The 19,154-nt window shown below is 59.5% G+C and carries 11 protein-coding genes and 5 pseudogenes; 10 read left to right on the top strand and 6 right to left on the bottom strand.

All coding sequences use genetic code 11. The features are described 5' to 3' along the window. Nucleotides 1-70: 70 nt before the first annotated feature. On the bottom strand, nucleotides 71-397 hold the full coding sequence (locus tag IVA82_RS36690) for a Dabb family protein (RefSeq protein WP_247302589.1): 327 nt from the start codon (nucleotides 395-397) through the stop codon (nucleotides 71-73). 920 nt (nucleotides 398-1,317) lie between these two features. Here IVA82_RS36690 and IVA82_RS36695 point away from each other — a divergent pair. The 5 genes from IVA82_RS36695 (at nucleotide 1,318) to IVA82_RS36715 (ending at nucleotide 6,985) form a co-directional block, all read left to right on the top strand. Continuing rightward, on the top strand, nucleotides 1,318-1,539 hold the full coding sequence (locus IVA82_RS36695) for a DUF3551 domain-containing protein (RefSeq protein WP_247389315.1): 222 nt from the start codon (nucleotides 1,318-1,320) through the stop codon (nucleotides 1,537-1,539). A 1,259-nt stretch (nucleotides 1,540-2,798) separates the two neighbouring features. Next, the gene (panB, locus tag IVA82_RS36700) at nucleotides 2,799-3,671 is read left to right on the top strand and encodes a 3-methyl-2-oxobutanoate hydroxymethyltransferase (RefSeq protein ID WP_247389316.1); all 873 of its coding nucleotides are present in this window, start codon (nucleotides 2,799-2,801) and stop codon (nucleotides 3,669-3,671) included. A gap of 14 nt (nucleotides 3,672-3,685) precedes the next feature. Beyond that, complete coding sequence (panC, locus tag IVA82_RS36705) at nucleotides 3,686-4,537, top strand: pantoate--beta-alanine ligase (protein ID WP_247278971.1); 852 nt, start codon at nucleotides 3,686-3,688, stop codon at nucleotides 4,535-4,537. A 369-nt stretch (nucleotides 4,538-4,906) separates the two neighbouring features. Next, nucleotides 4,907-5,179 carry a hypothetical protein gene (locus IVA82_RS36710; protein WP_247389321.1) on the top strand — a complete coding sequence of 91 codons (273 nt, stop codon included), beginning with the start codon at nucleotides 4,907-4,909 and terminating at the stop codon, nucleotides 5,177-5,179. 669 nt (nucleotides 5,180-5,848) lie between these two features. After that, nucleotides 5,849-6,985: an MFS transporter gene (locus tag IVA82_RS36715; protein ID WP_247493791.1), complete on the top strand. Its 1,137-nt coding sequence runs from the start codon at nucleotides 5,849-5,851 to the stop codon at nucleotides 6,983-6,985. 1,265 nt (nucleotides 6,986-8,250) lie between these two features. Here IVA82_RS36715 and IVA82_RS36720 read toward each other — a convergent pair. Both IVA82_RS36720 and IVA82_RS36725 read right to left on the bottom strand, forming a co-directional pair. After that, a complete protein-coding gene (locus IVA82_RS36720) occupies nucleotides 8,251-8,439 on the bottom strand; it encodes a recombinase family protein (RefSeq protein WP_247389318.1) in 189 nt (62 codons plus the stop codon). 789 nt (nucleotides 8,440-9,228) lie between these two features. Beyond that, a pseudogene (locus IVA82_RS36725) lies at nucleotides 9,229-10,239 on the bottom strand (IS110 family transposase). Nucleotides 10,240-10,710: 471 nt separating this feature from the next. Here IVA82_RS36725 and IVA82_RS36730 point away from each other — a divergent pair. The 3 genes and pseudogenes from IVA82_RS36730 (at nucleotide 10,711) to IVA82_RS49205 (ending at nucleotide 11,873) form a co-directional block, all read left to right on the top strand. Next, nucleotides 10,711-11,031, top strand: coding sequence for a hypothetical protein (locus IVA82_RS36730; RefSeq protein WP_247389319.1), 321 nt, complete (start codon nucleotides 10,711-10,713; stop codon nucleotides 11,029-11,031). Nucleotides 11,032-11,589: 558 nt separating this feature from the next. Further along, nucleotides 11,590-11,748 (top strand): annotated as a pseudogene (locus IVA82_RS36735) (transposase domain-containing protein); the annotation flags it as partial. Nucleotides 11,749-11,750: 2 nt separating this feature from the next. Then, nucleotides 11,751-11,873 (top strand): hypothetical protein, encoded by a 123-nt coding sequence (locus IVA82_RS49205; protein WP_346348048.1) that lies wholly within the window; start codon nucleotides 11,751-11,753, stop codon nucleotides 11,871-11,873. A 186-nt stretch (nucleotides 11,874-12,059) separates the two neighbouring features. Here the strand turns inward: IVA82_RS49205 and IVA82_RS36745 are convergent, their stop codons facing one another. Further along, a complete protein-coding gene (locus IVA82_RS36745) occupies nucleotides 12,060-15,209 on the bottom strand; it encodes a hypothetical protein (protein ID WP_247389320.1) in 3,150 nt (1,049 codons plus the stop codon). A 712-nt stretch (nucleotides 15,210-15,921) separates the two neighbouring features. Then, nucleotides 15,922-16,212: pseudogene (locus IVA82_RS36750) on the bottom strand (transposase domain-containing protein); the annotation flags it as partial. A 162-nt stretch (nucleotides 16,213-16,374) separates the two neighbouring features. Here IVA82_RS36750 and IVA82_RS36755 point away from each other — a divergent pair. Beyond that, nucleotides 16,375-17,779: pseudogene (locus IVA82_RS36755) on the top strand (ISNCY family transposase); the annotation flags it as partial. A gap of 641 nt (nucleotides 17,780-18,420) precedes the next feature. Here IVA82_RS36755 and IVA82_RS49210 read toward each other — a convergent pair. Next, nucleotides 18,421-18,558, bottom strand: a pseudogene (locus tag IVA82_RS49210) (type II toxin-antitoxin system VapC family toxin); the annotation flags it as partial. Between the two features lie 376 nt (nucleotides 18,559-18,934). Here IVA82_RS49210 and IVA82_RS36760 point away from each other — a divergent pair. Next, nucleotides 18,935-19,093 (top strand): hypothetical protein, encoded by a 159-nt coding sequence (locus tag IVA82_RS36760; RefSeq protein ID WP_247389322.1) that lies wholly within the window; start codon nucleotides 18,935-18,937, stop codon nucleotides 19,091-19,093. The last annotated feature ends 61 nt before the right edge of the window (nucleotides 19,094-19,154 follow it).

The following is a 19,154-nucleotide window of genomic DNA, read 5'->3' on the forward strand; positions in this document are numbered from 1 at the left end:
CCGATTGTAATCCCGTCCGGCGAAGGCGAGCCTCATGGGCACCCAAACCCCTACGTGCCTGCCAGGTTAATTACGCCCGCGGGTAGGGCCTGCCAAATGGCTCCGCATCTGTTGACATGCTGTAATCGGCCGCGAGACGTAGCTCTCGGAGCGGTCTTACCTGCCGGATCGACTCCTGGTAAAGCTCGTGCGCTTTATAGGCTTCGAGTTCGACTTCGTCGTCGAATTCACCGTAGACGATCACGTCAATTTCGTTGCCAAGCCGGTCACTCTTGCGGTTGCGAGCGACCTCAAGCCGGCGTGCGTGCGGGATTTTGGCGAGTACGGAAAGGCCGTCGACTATTTTGTCGACATGCGCCTTATCTTTTGCGGTGAAGAATACGATGTGTCGAATCATAGATGACCGTCGGTAATCGCGAACATTGCGGTTTGACTCGCCCAAAGCGACAGAAGCCTCATCGCAAAGTCTGCAAGGCTCGGGTAGCCGCTCAGATGCCACTGCACGGCAGGCTCCCTGCACGATCGCGCTGGCGGGTGTTTAGCTCGATTCTTCCTCCGCTATTACGCAAGGTAGACAATCTCTGAGACGAATTTCTGCATCGAAGTAAGGAACCGCCTGATCATCAGTCGCTAGGACAACTTAGATGCTTCCGTCGACGGTCATTAGCTTCGCGCGGATCTCGTGCATGAAACGGTCTCACTTGCAGGATCGCCGCATAAGAACTGCAGCAAAATGCGCTCTTTCGTTGAATACAGGCTGGGTCATAAAACAGAAGGGGAAGGCCGCCGCCAGCCCCTGAAGCGTTGACATCGACACGTGACTTCAAGGTTGAATCCGCTCTTCGGCTGATCACCGCAGAGAGATCGATCGTGAAACTCTTTCATCGCGGAACGTGGCGATAGTCTCAGCCATACATGGCGCCTGGGAGGAGCTTATCGTTTCGGCGCTGCTCGTCGCGAAGCAACGAAGAAAGGTAGTACCTGGTGCACATGCTTGCCTGGAGGCGCTTCCAGCGCGCAGCTGCATCGCACCGGAAGGCTGCGCTCCCTTCCGGAAAGTCGCTGAAATGCTGCTCCGCCTTTGCCGAAGTTTTCGGAAAATGGCCGCCCCAGGTGCCGCGGTTCTGATCGAGCACTCCGAGCACTCTTAGACTGCCTTCACTTGAATCGCGTTGCTTGCGTGCGCGTGAGAGCCCAACGCGCTAGTACATCGGTGGATGCGATCGCCCAGGGAAGCGCGGCTGCCATTGCTTGATCAACGTCAATAGATGCAATTCGATGGTCTATCCTTAAGCAAAAGCCTAGCGGAGGCAAGACATGCGCAATCTGCTGTTTGTCGCTGCTAGCACTTCCCATGCTAGTTGGCTTTGTCTCCACGTCCTACGACCCGCTTGGCAGGACGCTCATTGTCTGCAAAGACCGTATCTGGGGTATCCTGGCAACTGCCAGTTCTCGTCATTTTGTCAGTGCATGGCCACTGCATCGGGCATGGACGCCTATTGCGGTATCGACCTGACCTACGCATTACGCGGCGGGTAGAACGATCGCGCTGACAACCAGTACAAGACGCCACGAAAAGACGCACAAGGGGAATGCGGGGTGTTGTTACGAAAAATCGTGTCTTCGACGAATAGTAGTGGTCTTTGAACGTGTGCAGCAGAAGCTGCTGACCCCGCAATGGCGGCCGCCGTTAGGTTGCGACCGCACTACTGCGCCTTAACCCCGCTTAGCCCTTTTTGCATCGCATGACTTGGCTGGCCGTGTCAAACCGTCGACTCTTCGATGGCCTGACGCTTGGGCTGCCATGGCTGCTGCGAATTGAGCAGCAAGCGGACGGCAAGCGCACCGGCGCCTCAGGTCAGCGACGCCTCTAAGCGGCTCGCCTGACAAGTCTGTACGTCCGGGTTATCCACACGCCATCGAATTAGCGGCGGCAGACGCGCGTCTGCATAGCTTTCACGGTCTGCTGCGCTGGAAAGCACTCCCATGCTTGCATTTGACGAAGGGGGCGGTCACTCCGAGCTCGTTTGAAGGATTTCATCGCGGAATTCCGCCCAAACGCAATTTTCGGCCGACAGGCAGGGGTTCATCGAACCAATCGATCGCGATATGCCGCTACAACAGAGGGTGAGCGCGAGGCCTGTTTCGGGAGCTGGAAAATGCCAAGTATCCTGGAGAAGGGATTGGAGCAGGGCATGGTACGCAATTTCTATCAGCTCCGTATGGGGAAGTATGCCGGAGCGTTGATTCAGCGCAGCAGGTGTGAGCGGCAACAAATCCTCTGGCTGCAGTTGAACTTGATGAGGCTCGGAAACGAACTCGCTCGGGTAGAGTATTGCCTCCGGGGCAGAGCCAGCCAGTCCGACATGCAGGAGATGCGGTTAAGACAACGCCGCACGCAAATTGCGTCAGAATGATCGCATCGGCGCGCCCTGAGGCCCAGCGTGACGCAAGGCGCTTCCAAATGACAATTTGAATCTGGGGAGTTCTTGCTTGATGGTCGGGCGACCATTGGATTTTTTATGCACGCGTCTGCTACTTTGGAGACGTATGTTTCCCTTTCATGGTTGACAGTTTTCACTCGTCCGCCATAGAAAAAGGGTGGTCCCCCGGGGATGCGCGCAATACTCAACGGCTTCGGTCGCAAGAATCGGATTTACCGTTCGCCTAGCTTATTCGGTGACGCGGGAACCTCGGAGGGCCGTGGCTTCAAAATCGTAGGCGACCAGGTGAGATCAAATCAGTATCGCTTCGAGCTGCGAAATCGACCTGAGGCCATCTGACGGAACGGATCGAAAATGAGCCACGCTTCGGAAGTGTCAGTTGAGCGGATCACGATTCCAATCCTGCAGCGGTGGAAGCAGGAGCGGCGGCGTGTCGCCATGACCACCGCCTACGATGCGGTTACGGCAGGCATCGCTGACCCCATCGTCGACATCATTCTTGTCGGCGACAGTGTTGGCAATGTCTGCCTCGGATTCGACAACACGTTGCCAGTCAGCATGGCGATGATGAATCATCATCTCGAAGCTGTTGCGCGCACAAGGCCCCGTGCCCTGCTCGTGGCCGATATGCCGTTTCTTAGCTTTCACCTTAGTCCGGAGGAGACGATACGCAACGCCGGAGGGTTCCTGCAGCGAGGCGCAGATGCAGTGAAACTCGAGGGCGGAGCCAAGCGCGTGGAGATGGTGCGTGCCCTGGTCGATTGCGAAATTCCCGTCATGGGCCATCTCGGCCTCACCCCGCAGAGCGTCAATATCATGGGCGGATTCAAGGTGCAGGGCCGGAAAGCCGATGACGCTTTGCGGCTGCTTGATGACGCTCACCGTCTGCAGGAGGCCGGATGCTTCGCGTTGGTGCTTGAAGGCATTCCGGCCGAGCTAGCCCAGCGAGCGACCGAATCGCTGTCGATACCAACTATTGGAATCGGCGCGGGTCCCGGGTGCTCGGGCCAAGTGCTCGTATTCCATGACGTGCTGGGGCTGACCGAAGGTCATCGGCCCAAATTCGTTCGCGCCTATGCTGATGGTTTTCAGCTGTTGCAGGAGGCGCTGTCGCGCTGGGCTACCGATGTCCGCAGTGGAGCGTTCCCGGCGCCGCAAGAGTCCTATCGGCTTCCTGAAAGCCTGGGTAACATCATCGCAAACTGGGCTCCTCCCAACCCAACCTGATGTAAGGTGCTACGATGCAGACGATTACGACGGTCGCTGAGCTTCGTCGTGAGCTCGCGAAGGCTTGCAGCGCGGGCAAACGCGTCGGGCTCGTGCCGACAATGGGCTATTTGCACGATGGCCATCTGGCCCTGGTCAAGGCGAGCCGAGCGCAATGCGACGTCACCGTCGTTAGCATCTTCGTCAATCCGACTCAGTTCGGACCAAACGAGGATCTCAGCAGCTATCCTCGCGATTTCCTGCGCGATGAAAAATTGTGCCGCGATGCCGGTGTTGCGATTGTCTTCGCGCCGGGTGCACAGGAAGTCTACCCGGCTCAATTCGAGACCTTCGTCGAACCGGGCGAATTGGCGAAGCCACTATGCGGGGCTTTCAGGCGTGGGCATTTTCGCGGCGTCGCAACCGTCGTATGCAAGCTGTTCAACATGGTGCATCCGGACGTCGTGTTTTTCGGGCAAAAGGATTTTCAGCAATGCGCGGTCGTGCGTCGCATGGCAACTGATCTCAATCTTCCCATCGAGATCGTCACCGTGCCAACCGTTCGGGAACCGGACGGGCTCGCGATGAGCAGTCGCAATCGGTATCTCAGCGAGGAAGAACGTCGGCGAGCCGTTGCCATCAGTCGTGGGCTGTTCGCCGCGGCGGATGAGTTCCGCTCAGGAGTGCGGGAGGTGGACAAGCTGATTGCGATCGCCGAGCGACATCTTGAGACAGTTGATCGGCTGCAATACCTTGAACTTGTCGATGGTGATACGCTCAAGCGCGCCGCGAGTCCGCTGCGGCTTCCGGCGGCGCTCTGTGCCGCAGCCTACGTCGGTTCGACCCGGCTGATCGACAACGTACTGCTCGCGTTGCCAACTCTGTAGCGCAATTCAGAACCAAATCGATAAACTGTTTTCTTTTTATCCGTTTCGCCGGCGTCGTCGGTGTAACCCTGGGAGTTCCGACGCAGCCGCCCCTCGCGCTTCGCCGCGGCAAGATTTATCGCCGGGGTAGGGCGAAGTGGTCGAAACTAATGCGCACGTAGCCCGCGTCGACCAGGGCTTCCGCGATTCCGACTGAAAATGACGCACGACTTCTGGGGCAGGGCGTATTCGCCGATCTTGCACTGCTGCTTCTTGAAGGAGGGAATATGCGCGTAACCGAACACCGGACAAGCGATCCGGACGGAGTTCGATGCATTTGGCCACCGTGTCTAGCACTACAGTTGCAATTTTCGGGGTGGTTCTGACTCTATGGGCGACCATGATTCGGGATTTGATGATTGGTGGAGCGTCGGTCGAAGATTCGCAACGCTGTGGGCTTCTTTGTTGCGACAGGCCAAGCAACGGATTCGTCCGCTGTTTACGGAGGAGCGGATCGCGATCTCGGCGGGGCAGTTTCTCGATGGACGTTGGGGCAACGAGCCGCGCATCCCTCCCGCACACGGAGAAGCATCAATGCCGGTCCATGTGCACGGCCAATTCGATGAAGAAGTCGTCAATCGCGAGCCGTGGCGGGGGCGTTGACAAAGACCATGAGTCTAGCAGGCACATAAGCCTCTGCGTGCCTTCCATGATCAAAGTGTTTATGTCGGCGTCTACACCGCGATGTCGGTTGCCACAAGCTTTGGCAGGCTACGCAAGCCTAGAGTAACCGGGTTGCAAGCCCATCGCCTCGCATTGAGACCGATTGCGATCGGCAGATGGAATTTCATCTCGTTGTCAGCTTTGCGACTGAGCCATATTGATTTGTCGCGGATATGACTACAGAAGGCGAGGCCGCGTTGGCGCGCTGAAGGGCGCCACGGAACCGTAAACGCGGTCTCGAGGCGCACTCGGGTGCTTCGTGCTCCTTCAGTGCGCGACCGCGCTCATCAATCAGCAAGTAACAAGCTTGTTGAGAGCCCCCAACGCTCCATGCCTAGCCGGCACACTTGCCCGATCGTATCGAGTTCGGATCGAGACGTCACGTGCGTTTTCGCGGTGGCATCGTATTTGCAATCAAAGATGTCGTCGCGGATCGAACTAGAAGAGTGACGATCGACGCGATCCGATATCACGCGCTGAACCGTCCGGCATGGCGGATTGCGCCAACAAACGATGTCCTCTCGACCGCCGAACCTGCGCACTCTCTGTCGCTCGGGAGTCCGTCGCTGGTACAGCGCCCGCGGGTCGTCTATCAATAAGGTCCCTGTCATGGCGTCTGCTGGTCAACCATCCTCTCGGTTAGCAACGCGTCTTGCATTCTTCGTTCCCGGGTTTGGCTTCGGGGCCTGGGCCCCGCTCGTACCATTTGCGAAAGACCGGCTGGCGGCCGATGACGGCGTGCTTGGCCTACTACTGCTCTGCCTGGGTGCTGGATCCATCATCGCGATGCTTCTGACAAGTGTTTTGAGCGCCCGCTACGGCGTCAGGCTGATCATTCTTGTGGGTGGGCTTAGTCTCGCGATCATCCTGCCGTGCCTCACGACAGCTAGCAAGTTGGCGCTCGGCGTCGCGCTATTCGCCTTAGGCGCCTCGATAGGCTCGATTAGCGTGGCCGCGAACATTCATGCGATCGAGGTGGAGCGCACGGCGGAGTGCCCGCTGATGTCCAGCTTCCACGCTCAATTCAGCATCGGGGGACTTGTGGGGTCTGCAGCCATGACCGCTTTTCTCTCGCTGCAGATTGACGCATTTGTTTCGACTGTGGTCTGCTCGGGATTGATAGTGATCGCGATCATGCTGGCGTGGCCGCGATTGGTACCAACGGCGCAGGCGGACCAGGGACCGTCGTTCGTTCTGCCGCGTTCCATCGTGCTCCTTCTAGCCGCGATTGCGGCGATCGCCTTCCTTATCGAAGGCGCGATGCTCGATTGGGCTGCCTTGTTGGTCGTCGGCGCTGGTCTTGCTCCAAGGACGCAGGGCGGCTTAGCGTATGTACTGTTCTCCATAGCCATGACGGTGGGACGCCTTGCTGGCGACGCCGTCGTCGAACGCGCGGGGGACCGCGCGACACTTATGTTCGGAAGTCTACTGGCCATGGCAGGTTTCGGAGCTCTGCTGGCCGCACCGGTAGCCGTCATCGCCATGGCCGGCTTGCTGCTCATTGGTCTCGGCCTATCGAATGTCGCCCCGATTCTGTTCCGGCGCGCCGGCACGCAGGAGGCGATGCCCGTTGGTCCGGCGATTGCCGCGATCATGACGGTTGGTTATGCGGGAATTCTCATTGGACCGGCTGGTATCGGGTTACTGGCCAAGTACGTGGGACTGCCGGCCGCATTTGGGGTCCTAGCCGGGCTCATGTGCCTCGTCGTGCTCTTGGCGCCCATCGTGACGGCGAACACACGGTGAATGCGTTTGAAACGTGACAGAGCGGCACCTCGCGCGCAAGAGAAGCTTCGATCGTGGCTTGTCTCTGATCGAGCAGACGGCAATGAGTTGGCTAGCTGATATCTGCCTGGCGCCGATGATCGGCTACTTTTTGCTGGCCCCAAAGCGGTGCGCTTCTCCGGAAGTGCTTCAGGCCCGGCGATTGGTGGTCCGCGCTCTTCCAGAGATCTGCCTTCGTGCCTACGATGGGTCGCTTGATGCGCTTGCTGTTCGCCCAATCATTGCTTCATCCCAGGCTTCTATACCTGAGTGAATCCGCGCTTTCGGCTGTTCGCAAGCTCGAGTTTTCAACCCGATTGCGCAAAGCGGACGTTCGCCGAGCAGGCGTTGATACCTAACGGACTTGGAAATACCGGTATCTGGTATCTCGCAGCCCATGGACAGGTTTGTGCGGTGGCCTTAACCAATCGAATTCTGCAAGCCTAATCGATTTGATATCCATTCTTTCTCGGGACTAGCCCGACGTTCGAAGCCGAGACAACGTCGCGGGTGCGGGCGGTGCTCGATAAGTTCTGCGAGAGTGAGAAGGACCACGAGATCGGCCTTAGTACGGATATCGCTTGGAAGAGTTTCGAAGTCGGCACCAGAAGAGAAAGCTCGAGTGACGCGTACACGATGTGGAGATGTTGCAGTTCTTAGTCCGCACGCTTTCTCATGGGCATGGTTGGGTCACTTCGTTCCCTTAGGATGGTGCCGCGCTTATCGCAGACCCTGCAGATGAACCGCTCCTTACAAGGCGGACGTGTGTCTGGCCACTAGTCGAGCCTAGACCGTGACGAGGTACTGCCGGACATTGGCGGCGACGATTGTCGGGTTTGAGATCAATTTCGACCACCGACGCTCCCCGCATTTATCACGAAGCGCCTGCACCCTTTGGTTTTCAGAGTTGGTATGCGGCCTGGTCCGTTCGGGGCAACATTATGGCGCGAGAATCAGGATGAGAGCGCGTATTGCCTCATGAAGGGAGTGTTCCCGAAGACGTGATCGTTGCCTCATCTATTTTGCTCCCGCGAAGACGGACGGTCGGTACGGGGGAGGCTGGTCGTGGAGCTGGCCGGGGTTGCGCAACGACAGGCTTCCCCTGTACCGGAAGCGGGCGCTGTCACGGCACAACCGGTGCCTCGTCGAACCGCTCCGCATGATCCATGATCTGCCGATCCATCAGTAGCGCGCTTGCCTGCTCGCTGCGTCACGATTTGATGCGGCGCTGCAGCTTTTGCAGCAGCTTATCCGGCCAAAGTGACGATGTTTACGTTGGCATAGGCCATGCGCTTGAACACGCTAGCGATGTCTTCCTGATCACGTGAGAGACGATCCATCGCCTCCGCCAGCACCACTTGAAACCGCCCGCGCAAGGCGTCGGTAATAAGCGCTCTGGCTGCCGAGGCTCTCGAAGAGGGCAGGGATGAACCCAATGATGAGATCCTCGACATGTTCGAGACCCTGCATGAACGGCTCGTGCGCGCCGCGAGCGCAGTCGCTGACGAGATCGCGCGGCAGGCGATGAAACGTCAGCGGTGAGTGAAAGAGGGGCGTGGTCACCATTGATAGCCAGCAGAGCGAAGCATGTAGGCGCAGCGTCTAGATGTGCTCACCTGTAGCCCGTTTCGCCCACCGACAACAGACGATCCTCTTCCGATCGGTGGTGCGAGTCTAGAATCGCTATTACATTCGAATCGCACTCTCTCTTCGCGTCTATGCAGAATTTCTGCCAGATGACGGTTTGTGGACACGCGGTCTACTGATCCGTCGTCGCATCGCCGATGATGACTTCGCCTTCTTCACCACCTGGTGCCCAGCGGGAACAGCCATTGACGCTTGTCTGTCAATTGGCCCTTTAATTGCGGATTGATGTCAATTCTCTTTTTGAAGCCATTCGGCAAGACGGTAGCGCTCGACCCGTCGGAGCGGGTCGGGTTGCGGAGACGGGGCGAGCGCGGCTGGTAGATCGATAGCCAGCTCGGTAGTCGTGGGCCGATTAGCCGTTACCTAAATCTCAATGCGATCAGCTGCCCGTCGCTGGGGTCATGGTCCTTTCCGAGGTCGCAAGCGCCTCATGATGATGTCCGGATCGGGTGCCTCATCGTTTGCAACGGTGTGCGGGCGAGCCCGCCACCAGCCGATTGACCGAGGTCACCACGACCACCGTCCCAGCGGGACATCGCCGGGCCCGGCGGACCGGGCCAGGAACTTGCAAAATAAGGTCAGGCCGGCGCGTGGCCCCAGTCGAACGACGTACCATCGACCCAAATGCAGTGGAGGATCACAGCGATCTTGCGCGCAATGGCGACCTTTGCCTTTTTCGTGCCGACCCGCTTCGCGAGCTTTGTTCCCCAGGCCTTGAGGGAAGACCATTTTTTGGTCCGATAGAGAAGGACGGTCGCTGCCTCGGACAGGTAGGTTCGGAGAAGCCTGTCGCCCCATCGGGATATCTTGCCACTAGTGTTAGTTTCACCAGATTGGTTGCGCCGAGGTGTGAGGCCGAGATAGGCGCCGACTGTCGAGGCCGATCGGAAGCGGGACGGGTCATCGATCGTATGGCGGAACGTCAAGGCGGTCAGCACTCCGACACCAGGAACCGCATCAGGCGACCCGTCGTCTCGTCAGACTTCGCCAATCGGCGGACCTCGTCGTCGAATTTACTCTGCTGCTGGCAGATATGCTCATGAATCGACAGGAGCGGCGCAATCACGCTGAGAAGCTGATGATCCTTGCCCAATAGCTCGCTTATCTGATTGCGGAACAGTTGGGCAATGGCGCGAGGGAATAGCAACCCACATTCCTTGATCAAACTGCGGACCTGGTTCTCGATTTCCCGGCGCATGGATACGAGCCGGGATCGCGCGACGAGTATCGCGCGGATTCTCCTCGCTTTTAACTTTGACTTCTCGATACCACCCGACCCGCATCAGTTCGGCGAGGCCCCGAGCATCATTCCGATCGCTCTTGTTCATGCGGACCGATAGTGCTGCGAGTGCATGCCTAGCATCGATGCAAACCACGGGGAGCTCAACTCTACGAAGCTCGTGCCAAAGCCAGCTTGCCATCCGCCCGTCTCAAAGCCTATACGCCAATGGCGCATGTTTACGAAGCAGCTTAGATAGATCGCCGGGATCAGCCTTGGCCTTTCCTTCAAGAATCGCTTGACCAGTCTCGTTGACCACGCAAACCGAAGTCTCTCTTCGCGAGACATCCAGGCCGACGTATTGCCTCATGACAGCTCCTCCGAATCGCTTGATTGCGAGAGCTCGATGATAACGGAGCTTTCGTGCGCCGGGCGCTGACCGCAATTACGTCGTCGTTTGCAAATTTCACCCCGCGTAGTGCCTCATCTGCAAACGTTACCCTGATGGCGACCTTGCAGCAGTCGCCCCGATGTTGAGTGATTGGCCGCGCCAGGTGCCTTTCCAAGTTCGCTCGGTAGGAGGGGCTGTGGGCGGGTCGGGCCCTACATAGCCGAGCCGTCCACAACCCCGGGCGATGGGGCACCTGTCATCGCGTCGTCGAGCGGCACCTGAGCGACCAGCTGTTCGGCAGCCTTCGGTCTGAGCGGCCCTCAGCAGACGCTGCACGATCGAATACTGTCTCGTCCCAAACTCGTCGGGATATTTCTCGCTCAGCCGGCAGGCAGTTGCGACCGCATTTAATTGCGGCTCCTCGATGAGCCAGCCCTCGATCGTAGCAAAATGCGGGTCGAGCTTGGACGGCGTGCGAACCCTGGTCTTATAAGGCCGACGGCGGCGGCGGCGGTGCGTGGCACGCGGCTCGCCGGCCGTCACCGTCTTGCCGAGGGCCTTCGCGAACTTCGCTGCGGCTGCCGGCGCGGTGCTCGTGCAAGCGGGTTGCAGGCCGCGCGCCTGTCCGACACGACGATCGGCGCGATTGCCAAGTTCCTCCTGGATTGCGCGAATCTCGGCCAAGAGCGCGACCGGATTGAGCGAGCGATACTGATCGTGCAGCCGCCGCTTTACAGCCGCGGTCAGCTTGGATGCGCCCGCGCGCGCTGATAGGGTGTCAACGGAGCATGATAACGCTTGATCACCTTGGCCCCTTCTCGGCGCTTCTCCTTGAGCTTGAACGACGGCTGAAAGAAGTTGACGTAGAGTTGCCGCCGCATAGAGGCGGCCCATCACGTGCGCCGTGTCGAGGCCATCGAAGCGGCCGTAGCCCATCAAGCGACGCACAACGGCACCATTCTTCTGCTCGACGAACGCCTGACCGTTCTTCTTGTAGGCACGCGAGCGCGTCACCCCGAGCTTCGGCTGGCGCACCGCGGCGCGACGACCTCGTTCATGAACGTGCTGTCGTTGTCGAAGTCCACACCGCGTAGAAGCCAGCGGAACCGGCTCTGTGCGTGTTTCATAGCCTCGACAACCAGCGAGCCATCCCGCCTCACCAACGGCAGGCACTCCGTCCAGCCCGTCGCGATATCTGCCATCGTCATGGTCTGGATGAACGATCCCGCCACCGACGTGCCGCCAGGGGCGACCATGTCGACCTCGCAGAAGCCCGGCGGCGGGCTGTCCCAGTCATTAAACGTCCGGTTCGGAACTTCCCGCCGGATGACGCTCATCATGACGGCGCGTCTCAACAACATCGATCCGAAAGCGTGGCTCGCCGACGCCTTCGCGCGCATCGCGGACATGCCACAGAGCTGCCTACACGAGTTGCTGCCGTGGAATTGGACGTCTCTCACGTCGACGTCCTCCGCTCAGGCGGCGTAGCCATGCACGTCAACAAAGTTCATTCCGTCTTCACCATCGGTCGCGTCGCAAAGGACCTCGGCGAGGACGAGGACTGGCTCTGGGATGTGGCCAACGGAGTGGACCCGGAGGGCGGCGTCATCTAGGTTTACAGCATAGATGACGACGGCGTCATGGCGTTCACCGACTCGGCAAACCTGATGGAGCTCATCAGGATGCACAGGGAAGACCCCGAACGCCTCAGGCGGTGGAATCGGTGATCCCCTGTCCGCGGCTTATCTCGGATGGATACACTTCAACCAGCTGCACGCGCTATTCAGTTGAAGCCGACATCACCCACTTAGCCGGTTTCGCAGTGCCTGCCGATCGACGACGAGGTAGAGGAGGCTCAGGTCTGCCTGCCGTCTTCCCGCGAGCCGTCTGACCAGCGCCCGGGTACCGTCGACCACAAAGACACCGCAATCATAGTCGTTCCTCTGCCTGCGTATGTCGGCATCTTCCAAATGGGCCCCCACCCGCGCTGCGAGCGTTTCTGCAGGTCCGGCATTGTATGGCTCTAAGGAGTCGTAGTGATAGGCAACCGGCCTGTCGCGATCGCGGCGATCTACCAGCAGAAACGACCAATGGGAGCCGCGGTCAAGGAGGTCCGTAGCGCTCGCATCACTCACCGGCAAGAACAGGAAGTCGGCCGTATCGTTGCCATTCAGATCGTTGACAATGCGATGGAATGCGTTCAGGGCGTCGCCGTCCGTACCATGGCCCACCTGAAAGGCGATGAGAGGATCGACGAACCGGGTCCGGGCGGCGAGGTTTGGATTGCTTTGCCGCAACTCCTGCGACAGGAGCTCGTAGTCCCGCTGGATATGCGCGTCACCCAGCCATTCCCTGGCTCCGAGCACCCGTCCGCTGCGGTCGCCGGCAGAGGCACTCGCCGTCGAAGCGCCGATGCGGGCATCAGGAACCGAGGATGGGCCAGGGTGATGGATCAGTTGGGCGTCGCGGCGTCCTCGCGGCCCCAATGCGATGGAGTAGGTCTCACCGTTGATAGAGACCGGCTGGGGAGCCATTCGCGAACTCGGCAACAGCATTCTATTGTCCAGTACATCGAGCAGGAAGTCCGGCACCGCCTGTGAGCCATGCTGCCAATCCTCGCCGACGAGATATCCGATATCCTCGAGCTCTTGCGGCTTGCCTGATGGACCGATGAAGAACGGCGGTCTGCCGGTAGGGCTGAGCACCGGCCTTGACTGGGCGTCGTCACGCATTTCCTGGGGTGTGGACGGCAGATCAGCGAAAGAAGTCAAATCGCGGTAGATGTCTGAGGACCGAGCTGGCGCGCCCTCCGGAGTTGGCCACTCGAAGCCGGACGGCACTCGTGGAGACCAGGTTAAGCTCGAGCCGGCCGGGTCCTGCCAACCGGCCGGTCCAACCGGGCCTTGCGGCGCCGGCCACTCACTTGGATCGAAGTCGGACGGCACGCGCGGGGACCAGGTCGAGCTCGACCTAGCCGGTTCCTGCAAGCCGGCCTGCCCAAACGGACCTAGCAGCGGCGGCCACTCACTTTCGGACGGCGGAGTCGGCAAATCTCGCGCCCAGGTTGAGGTTGAGTTCGAGCTAGCCCTCTGCTGAGGGACGGTCACACCCAGCGCTCGGTTTGCCTCAACGAGTTGCAGATATTGCCTGAGCTTCTTGAGACTCAGGCCAAGTTTTCCTTTGGCTTCCGTGAAAGCCCGGTGGTCTGCGTCCAGCGAGCGTCGCTGCTCACTATTGCCGTTGATTCGGCTCGCGATGCTCTCCCTACCCTCTGTGCGGAGCCAATCACTGAACTTGCGTTGGGCCGAAGCAGTATTACGAATTGTTTTTCTTCTCTGTTCGGAAGCTGGGTCGAGGTTTCTCAGCTCTTCCTTGGCCAGGCTCTCGATCAGGCTGGCGTCATCGTCATAAGGACGAAGTCCTTGTTGGGGCTCGAGACCCAGGTATTGTCGAAGGAGATCGAGTGGGGCTGTCCGCTTTGTGGCTATGCTGAACGCCGCATAATCTGCGCTCAATGACGACTGCTGCTCAGCATTGCCCTTGATACGGTCCATGATGCTCGGCCTGCCCTCTCTTTGAAGCCAATCACTAAAGGAGCGTAGCCTGGAAACCATCGCCGAAGCGCCGCCTTTCTCCTTGCGAGTCGCGTCGGAGCCAAGCTTGGATAGAGCGTCCGTCAAAAAGTCATTGATGATGGAGACGTCCCCCGGATGAGCCGACAATGTTTCGCGCCCCATCAGGCGGGGCCCGGCACCGACAGCTTGGAGCCCGTCAGCCCCGATCCTGCGGAGATGAGACAATGCCGCGCTGAGGCGGTCACGATCATCGCCGCCAGCTACGAAGTACTGGTCGATGTCGTCGGCGAGCGACCTTGGCTCGTTGAATGCCCGAGGAGCGAGGGGCTCCTTGTTCTGCGCTCGGAGCCAACGAGCAAACGCGTTGAGCGCCTGCACATTTCCCTTGATCGTAGCAAGCGGGACCTTACCAGTCCCGCGGCCTCTGGTACCATCGGGAGCAACTCTGTAGTCTTTGACGTTTTCCACGAACTGGCGGATCATCCGCTCGTCTTGGGGGTGCATCGGTTGCTCTCGCGTACCCACCCCAGCTGGAGCGGATATGGGATTTCCAGCCTGGAAATTCTGGAGTGTATCCAAGGCTCCACCCACATAGTTCCTGCTATTGGCGCTCGCCACCTTCTTAAATTCATCTTTATAGGCTGTCAGCAGATCAGCATTGCCAAGCAGGTCGTTCAGAGTGACGCCTTTGGGTTGGAGGAATTCGCTGAACATTCGAAGAGCCATCACATAATTCTCGATCGTCTTCGTCTTACGGTTCGCGCTGCCCAATGCCGTCTTGAACTCTTCAATCAGCTCCAGGTCTGCTTCGGACGGGCGACTGCGCTTTGCAAAGTCGATGCGAAGCTCCGAGTAGACGTCATCAGACGCTGGGCCGCCGGACCACTTCTCACGGTGGTTTCCTCCAAAGACTTTGCTTAACCCTGATTTGACCCGAGAGAACAGTCCACGCGGCTTGTTGTCCTTCGTCCGCGCCGTAGGTTGTTCCTCCGAAGGCGCTGCGTAACGCATGCTGCTGAATGGCCTGTCCCGCAAGTCAGACCGGTAATTATTTGCAGCCGAGCCAAGATGAGCGTGCGGAACATCGACACTGTGACGCGTGCTGCTGAACGAATTGTCCCGCAGGTTGGACTTTGGCCGCATTCGCATCGAACCACCAACGTCCGTACGCTGCATGTTTTCATGCGGCCGTGCGGCTGGAGTGTCGGGGGAACTAACCCCGGAACTCTCCTCAGGAGAGCGGAGTTGCAGCTCGCCCAATTGCTGCTCGAAGCCAGCTTGATCCGCAGGGTCAACGTCGGTCTCTTGCCGCGCATGCTGCAGCTCGGCGTACCAGCGCATCCAATCGTCCGGATTGTTATAGATGGGTTCCACACGACTCTCCCTAGATGAGGTGACTCTTCATAGCTGCTCCGCAGCCACACTCCGGTGCACTGACCACAGAGACTCCGGATTCAAAAAGCCGGACGTCAAGATTCGCCAAATTGAACAAAAAGGGACCGTTAGCGCCGCTCCGAGCTCGTGCATTACTCACGCCTGCCCAGCCTTGGCTGCTGCAGAAAAGCGCCCCGGCTCCTGGGCAACAGGTGACCGCTTGCCAAACCTCAAAACAATCCAGGAGAAACGAAACCCAAATACTCGCACGATCCAAAAGCCACGGTGTTGCCGCCCTCCTTCCGGGCAAGATCGCATGCGGCACATCGCGATCGAAATTGGGCCGCCCCAATGCTGTTGGAAGGTGTCCGGGTTTCGATACTTGCACTGCAAGCTCTGCTTCCTCATCAGTTCTTCAGTTCAACGGCCTCACATTCGCTACAACCAACCGAGCCTCTCCTAGTGATCATGAAGCTTCAGAGCGAAGGCCGCATGTATGATTCAGACTGTACAACCTGACGCTACGTAGACTTCAAGCCCCCATCGCTGTCGCGTCGAGCCTGGTTGGCTTTCATACCCGTTTCAGGATGCGGCAAATCCTCGCAGCTTGGTGATCTACCCCCGCTTTCAAGCACCTTAATTGCGCGAGGCGCCGCGGCCGATGAATACCAAAGACGTGTTGGCAGCGGCGTAAGCGCGAAGCTTTGGCCATTCAGGCTTGGAAGTTCCAGGGCATGAGAGTATCGATCTGAGAGATCGGCCAGCGCCGCGCGATCCGTTCGAGAGTTTGCGTGAGCCAGGAGTGCGGGTCGACGTCGTTCATCTTCGTTGGTCTGCAGCAGCGTGGCGATGGTGGCCCAGGTCCGGCCACCATGGCTGCCCGGAAGAGCGCGTTTTTTCTCGTGATGGTTGGTGGCCGGATTGCGCGCTCGACGGTGTTGGAGTCGAGCTTGATGCGACCGTCGCTTAGGAAGCGCTCGAGAGCGGTGCGCCTGGATGTGGCACACGGATCGGCCTCAAGCGTGCAGGGCATCATGGCGGATCGTCCCGGTCGGAAGCCATACGAGGATGGCAAGAAGTCCGTTGAAATGTTCCTGAATGCTGTGCTGTGCCTGCCTCACGTAATTTGCTCCCCAGTGGGATGGGACTGCGGGCGCGATAATGAGTGAGGCAACTGAGCATGGCGATTCGGAGAGAGCTGACGGCCGCTGTGGGGCAGCGCTACAGAGAGGCGAGCCGCGCGGAGAAGGCGCGAATTCTGGACCAGTTTGTGCTTGGGACGGGCTTGCATCGAAAGCATGCGATGCGCCTGCTCCGAGGCGAGATGAGGCAATCCTCGGTTCGGCGCACCGGTCGCCGGATTTACGAGGAAGCTGAACGAAATGCGCTGGTAGTTCTTTGTGAGGCGTCCGATCGGATCTGCGGCAAGAGGCTGAAAGCGCTGCTGCCGCTCCTGATCGAGTCGATGGAACGGAACGGTCACATGGGCCTGGCTCCTGAAATCCGTGCGAAGCTACTGGCGGGGAGCGCGTCCACGATCGATAGGGCGCTGGGCAAGATCCGAGAGGAAGGTGGACGCCAGCGGCGCCGCCCGGTGGCGAGCGCAGAGCGACGGAATCCCGGTACGGACGTCCGCCGGCTGGAAGTATCCGGCGCCGGGCTTAGTCGAAGCCGATCTGGTCGCTCACAGTGGGCCCTCGGCGCGCGCCGGTTTTATACAGACGCTGGTGCTCACGGATGTTGCGACCTGTTGGACGGAGTGTGCGCCGTTGCTGGTGCGCGGGCAAACGCTCCTGAGCACCGTGGCGACAAAAGTTCGCCGACAGCTGCCGCTCTCGCTGCACGGCATGTGAGCAGATGAACATCGAGTTCACGCGTTGCCGACCCTACCGCAAGAACGACCAGGCGTTTGTCGAACAGAAGAACGGAGCCGTGGTCCGACGCATCATCGGTTATCGGCGGTTTGAAGGACTTGAGGCGGCTGCGTTGCTCGCAGAACTCTATCGCTCAGTGCGCCTGTTCGTGAACTTCTTACAGCCGTCGTTCAAGCTGATAGCGCGATGGCGCACGCGTCCGTAAATCTAATAGTGGCACCGACGCCGCCGCATGAGCGGTTGACAGCTAACCCACATACCTCCGATGCGGTTCTGGCCCGACTTCAGGAAATCTGCTTCAGCTTGGACCCGGTCGCGTTGCTGCGTAACATTCGGTCTGCGCAGCAACGTCTGGCCGACCTTGCCGACGTGAAGTCGTCGGGCGATTCCATTACTGCGGCCCCGCCCATCGACTTCTTCCTCGCCAGCTTGCGAACGGCTTGGAAAGAGGGCGCATCTCGACGGACGGACCGTCCGATCCTCAAAGCGAAGCGAGGTCGTCGTCCCCTGATCCGCTCGTTCAGGCGACCCCACAGCTGCAGGAGTGGTTCAAGGCCGAGCCGTGGCGAAACGGCGCCGAGCTCCTGATAAGGCTGCAGGCGGAATATCTGCTATCCGGATAAGTTGCTGCGAACGCTTCAGCGCCGCGTCAAATCCTGGCGCAGCGAGGAGGCAAGCGCGCTGCTGTTTGGATCGGCAGATCATCCAGGGCGGTTCGACGAGGAGGGAGGCCGGTCGTTGCGCAACCCGGCCAGCTGGACCGGCCTCCCAGGTACCGGCCGTCCGTCTTCTCGGGAGCAAAATAAATGAGCCAACGATCGCTTCTTCGGGAACACTCCTCCACGAGGCATACGGCAGCACCGCTTCATTGTCGCGCAGTGTCAATCAGCGCTTGCCAAGCCGGCGGCCAGCGTCAATTATCTCCTAACTTGGCCGCCTTGTCTCACGTTGATTGACGCGCCACAAAGTCCGGACATCGGGCCAGGAGCGTTGTTAACGCCGGTGCTCCGCGCGGGTTTTCCATGTGGACACCAACGGGATCTCTCAGGTTTCCTGGTGACCCATCCCGCACCTTTCCCCTGATCCGAGACCCCGGCCGAAGTCGATGAGCCTGGCCATAGCGGCTTTCCCGGTGCTGCCCCCAGATCGAACACGGCGAAGGCTTCAGCACGACCATTGATTTCGAGGCGTCCGGTCGAAAATCCGGGCCAGACCGTGGATCGCATGCCGGCCGAGCTGCAGATGGAGGCGTTCCGTTGAGCCGCACCGGGCCAGGCTTCGGCCTCGCCCGATTTTCGTTCGCCATTCAGGGCCCATCCCTCCGAGGACCGGCCTTTCGCGGTCGTGGCAAGCATCGTGTCGATCACAGGCGGAGCATGGCCGCTCCCCCGCTTTACCTCGCCGGAAATCCATCCCGGACGCCGAACGATGTCGTCATCGAGCGACAGGACGCGCTTGCCGAAGCGCTCCGCTAGCTTTGGTTCCTCAGGAGGTTGTCCATCTGGTCCGAACCGAGGAAGCTGAGGTTGCGAAGCTTCAGTGTTCCAAGGGAGACCAGATGAACGTCCACAAGAATGCGCCTTTGACGCCCAAAGGTTGAGAGGCGATGGTGCGAAGCGTGGTCAAGGGCGTGCTGAGCAAGGCCGACGCAGCCTACCGGTTCAATATACGACGCCCAAAACGGTCGCCAAGTGCCCCCGTCCCGCTGTCGGTCTTGCGGGGTCGGTGGCCCGCGCAGCGGGTTGGCCGCCCTTCATTTCATACGGGCTAAGGGTGCGCCGGCCCCCCTGAATTGCCGGCTTCGGAACCCGTGACGGGCCGCGGCGGCGTCTCAAACGGATGGTTCAGAAAATGAGCAGGAAGAAAGAACGACGCCTACTGACGTTGATGCGCGGATCGCAACAGCAGCGGCAGCGCAGGAAGCTCTATTCCTTCCATGCGCCCGAGGTCGAGTACATCCGCAAAGGCAAGGTGAACCGCCCCGGGTTTGCCGGAGGCTCCAACTCCTGAGAGGATGGAGCCATGACGAGCAAGACGACGAACAAGTTTTCACCCGAGGTCCGGGCCCGTG

It is taken from the genome of Bradyrhizobium sp. 142 (genome assembly GCF_023074015.1).
Lineage (GTDB): Bacteria > Pseudomonadota > Alphaproteobacteria > Rhizobiales > Xanthobacteraceae > Bradyrhizobium.

Bases quoted from the DNA above. Each gene is read 5' to 3' on its own strand.
- IVA82_RS36715 (WP_247493791.1), top strand. From the start codon at position 5,849: ATGGCGTCTGCTGGTCAACCATCCTCTCGGTTAGCAACGCGTCTTGCA.
- IVA82_RS36710 (WP_247389321.1), top strand. From the start codon at position 4,907: ATGGGCGACCATGATTCGGGATTTGATGATTGGTGGAGCGTCGGTCGA.
- IVA82_RS36690 (WP_247302589.1), bottom strand. From the start codon at position 397: ATGATTCGACACATCGTATTCTTCACCGCAAAAGATAAGGCGCATGTC.
- IVA82_RS36695 (WP_247389315.1), top strand. From the start codon at position 1,318: ATGCGCAATCTGCTGTTTGTCGCTGCTAGCACTTCCCATGCTAGTTGG.
- IVA82_RS36760 (WP_247389322.1), top strand. From the start codon at position 18,935: ATGAGCAGGAAGAAAGAACGACGCCTACTGACGTTGATGCGCGGATCG.
- panB (WP_247389316.1), top strand. From the start codon at position 2,799: ATGAGCCACGCTTCGGAAGTGTCAGTTGAGCGGATCACGATTCCAATC.
- IVA82_RS49205 (WP_346348048.1), top strand. From the start codon at position 11,751: ATGCACGTCAACAAAGTTCATTCCGTCTTCACCATCGGTCGCGTCGCA.
- IVA82_RS36730 (WP_247389319.1), top strand. From the start codon at position 10,711: ATGCGGGTCGAGCTTGGACGGCGTGCGAACCCTGGTCTTATAAGGCCG.
- panC (WP_247278971.1), top strand. From the start codon at position 3,686: ATGCAGACGATTACGACGGTCGCTGAGCTTCGTCGTGAGCTCGCGAAG.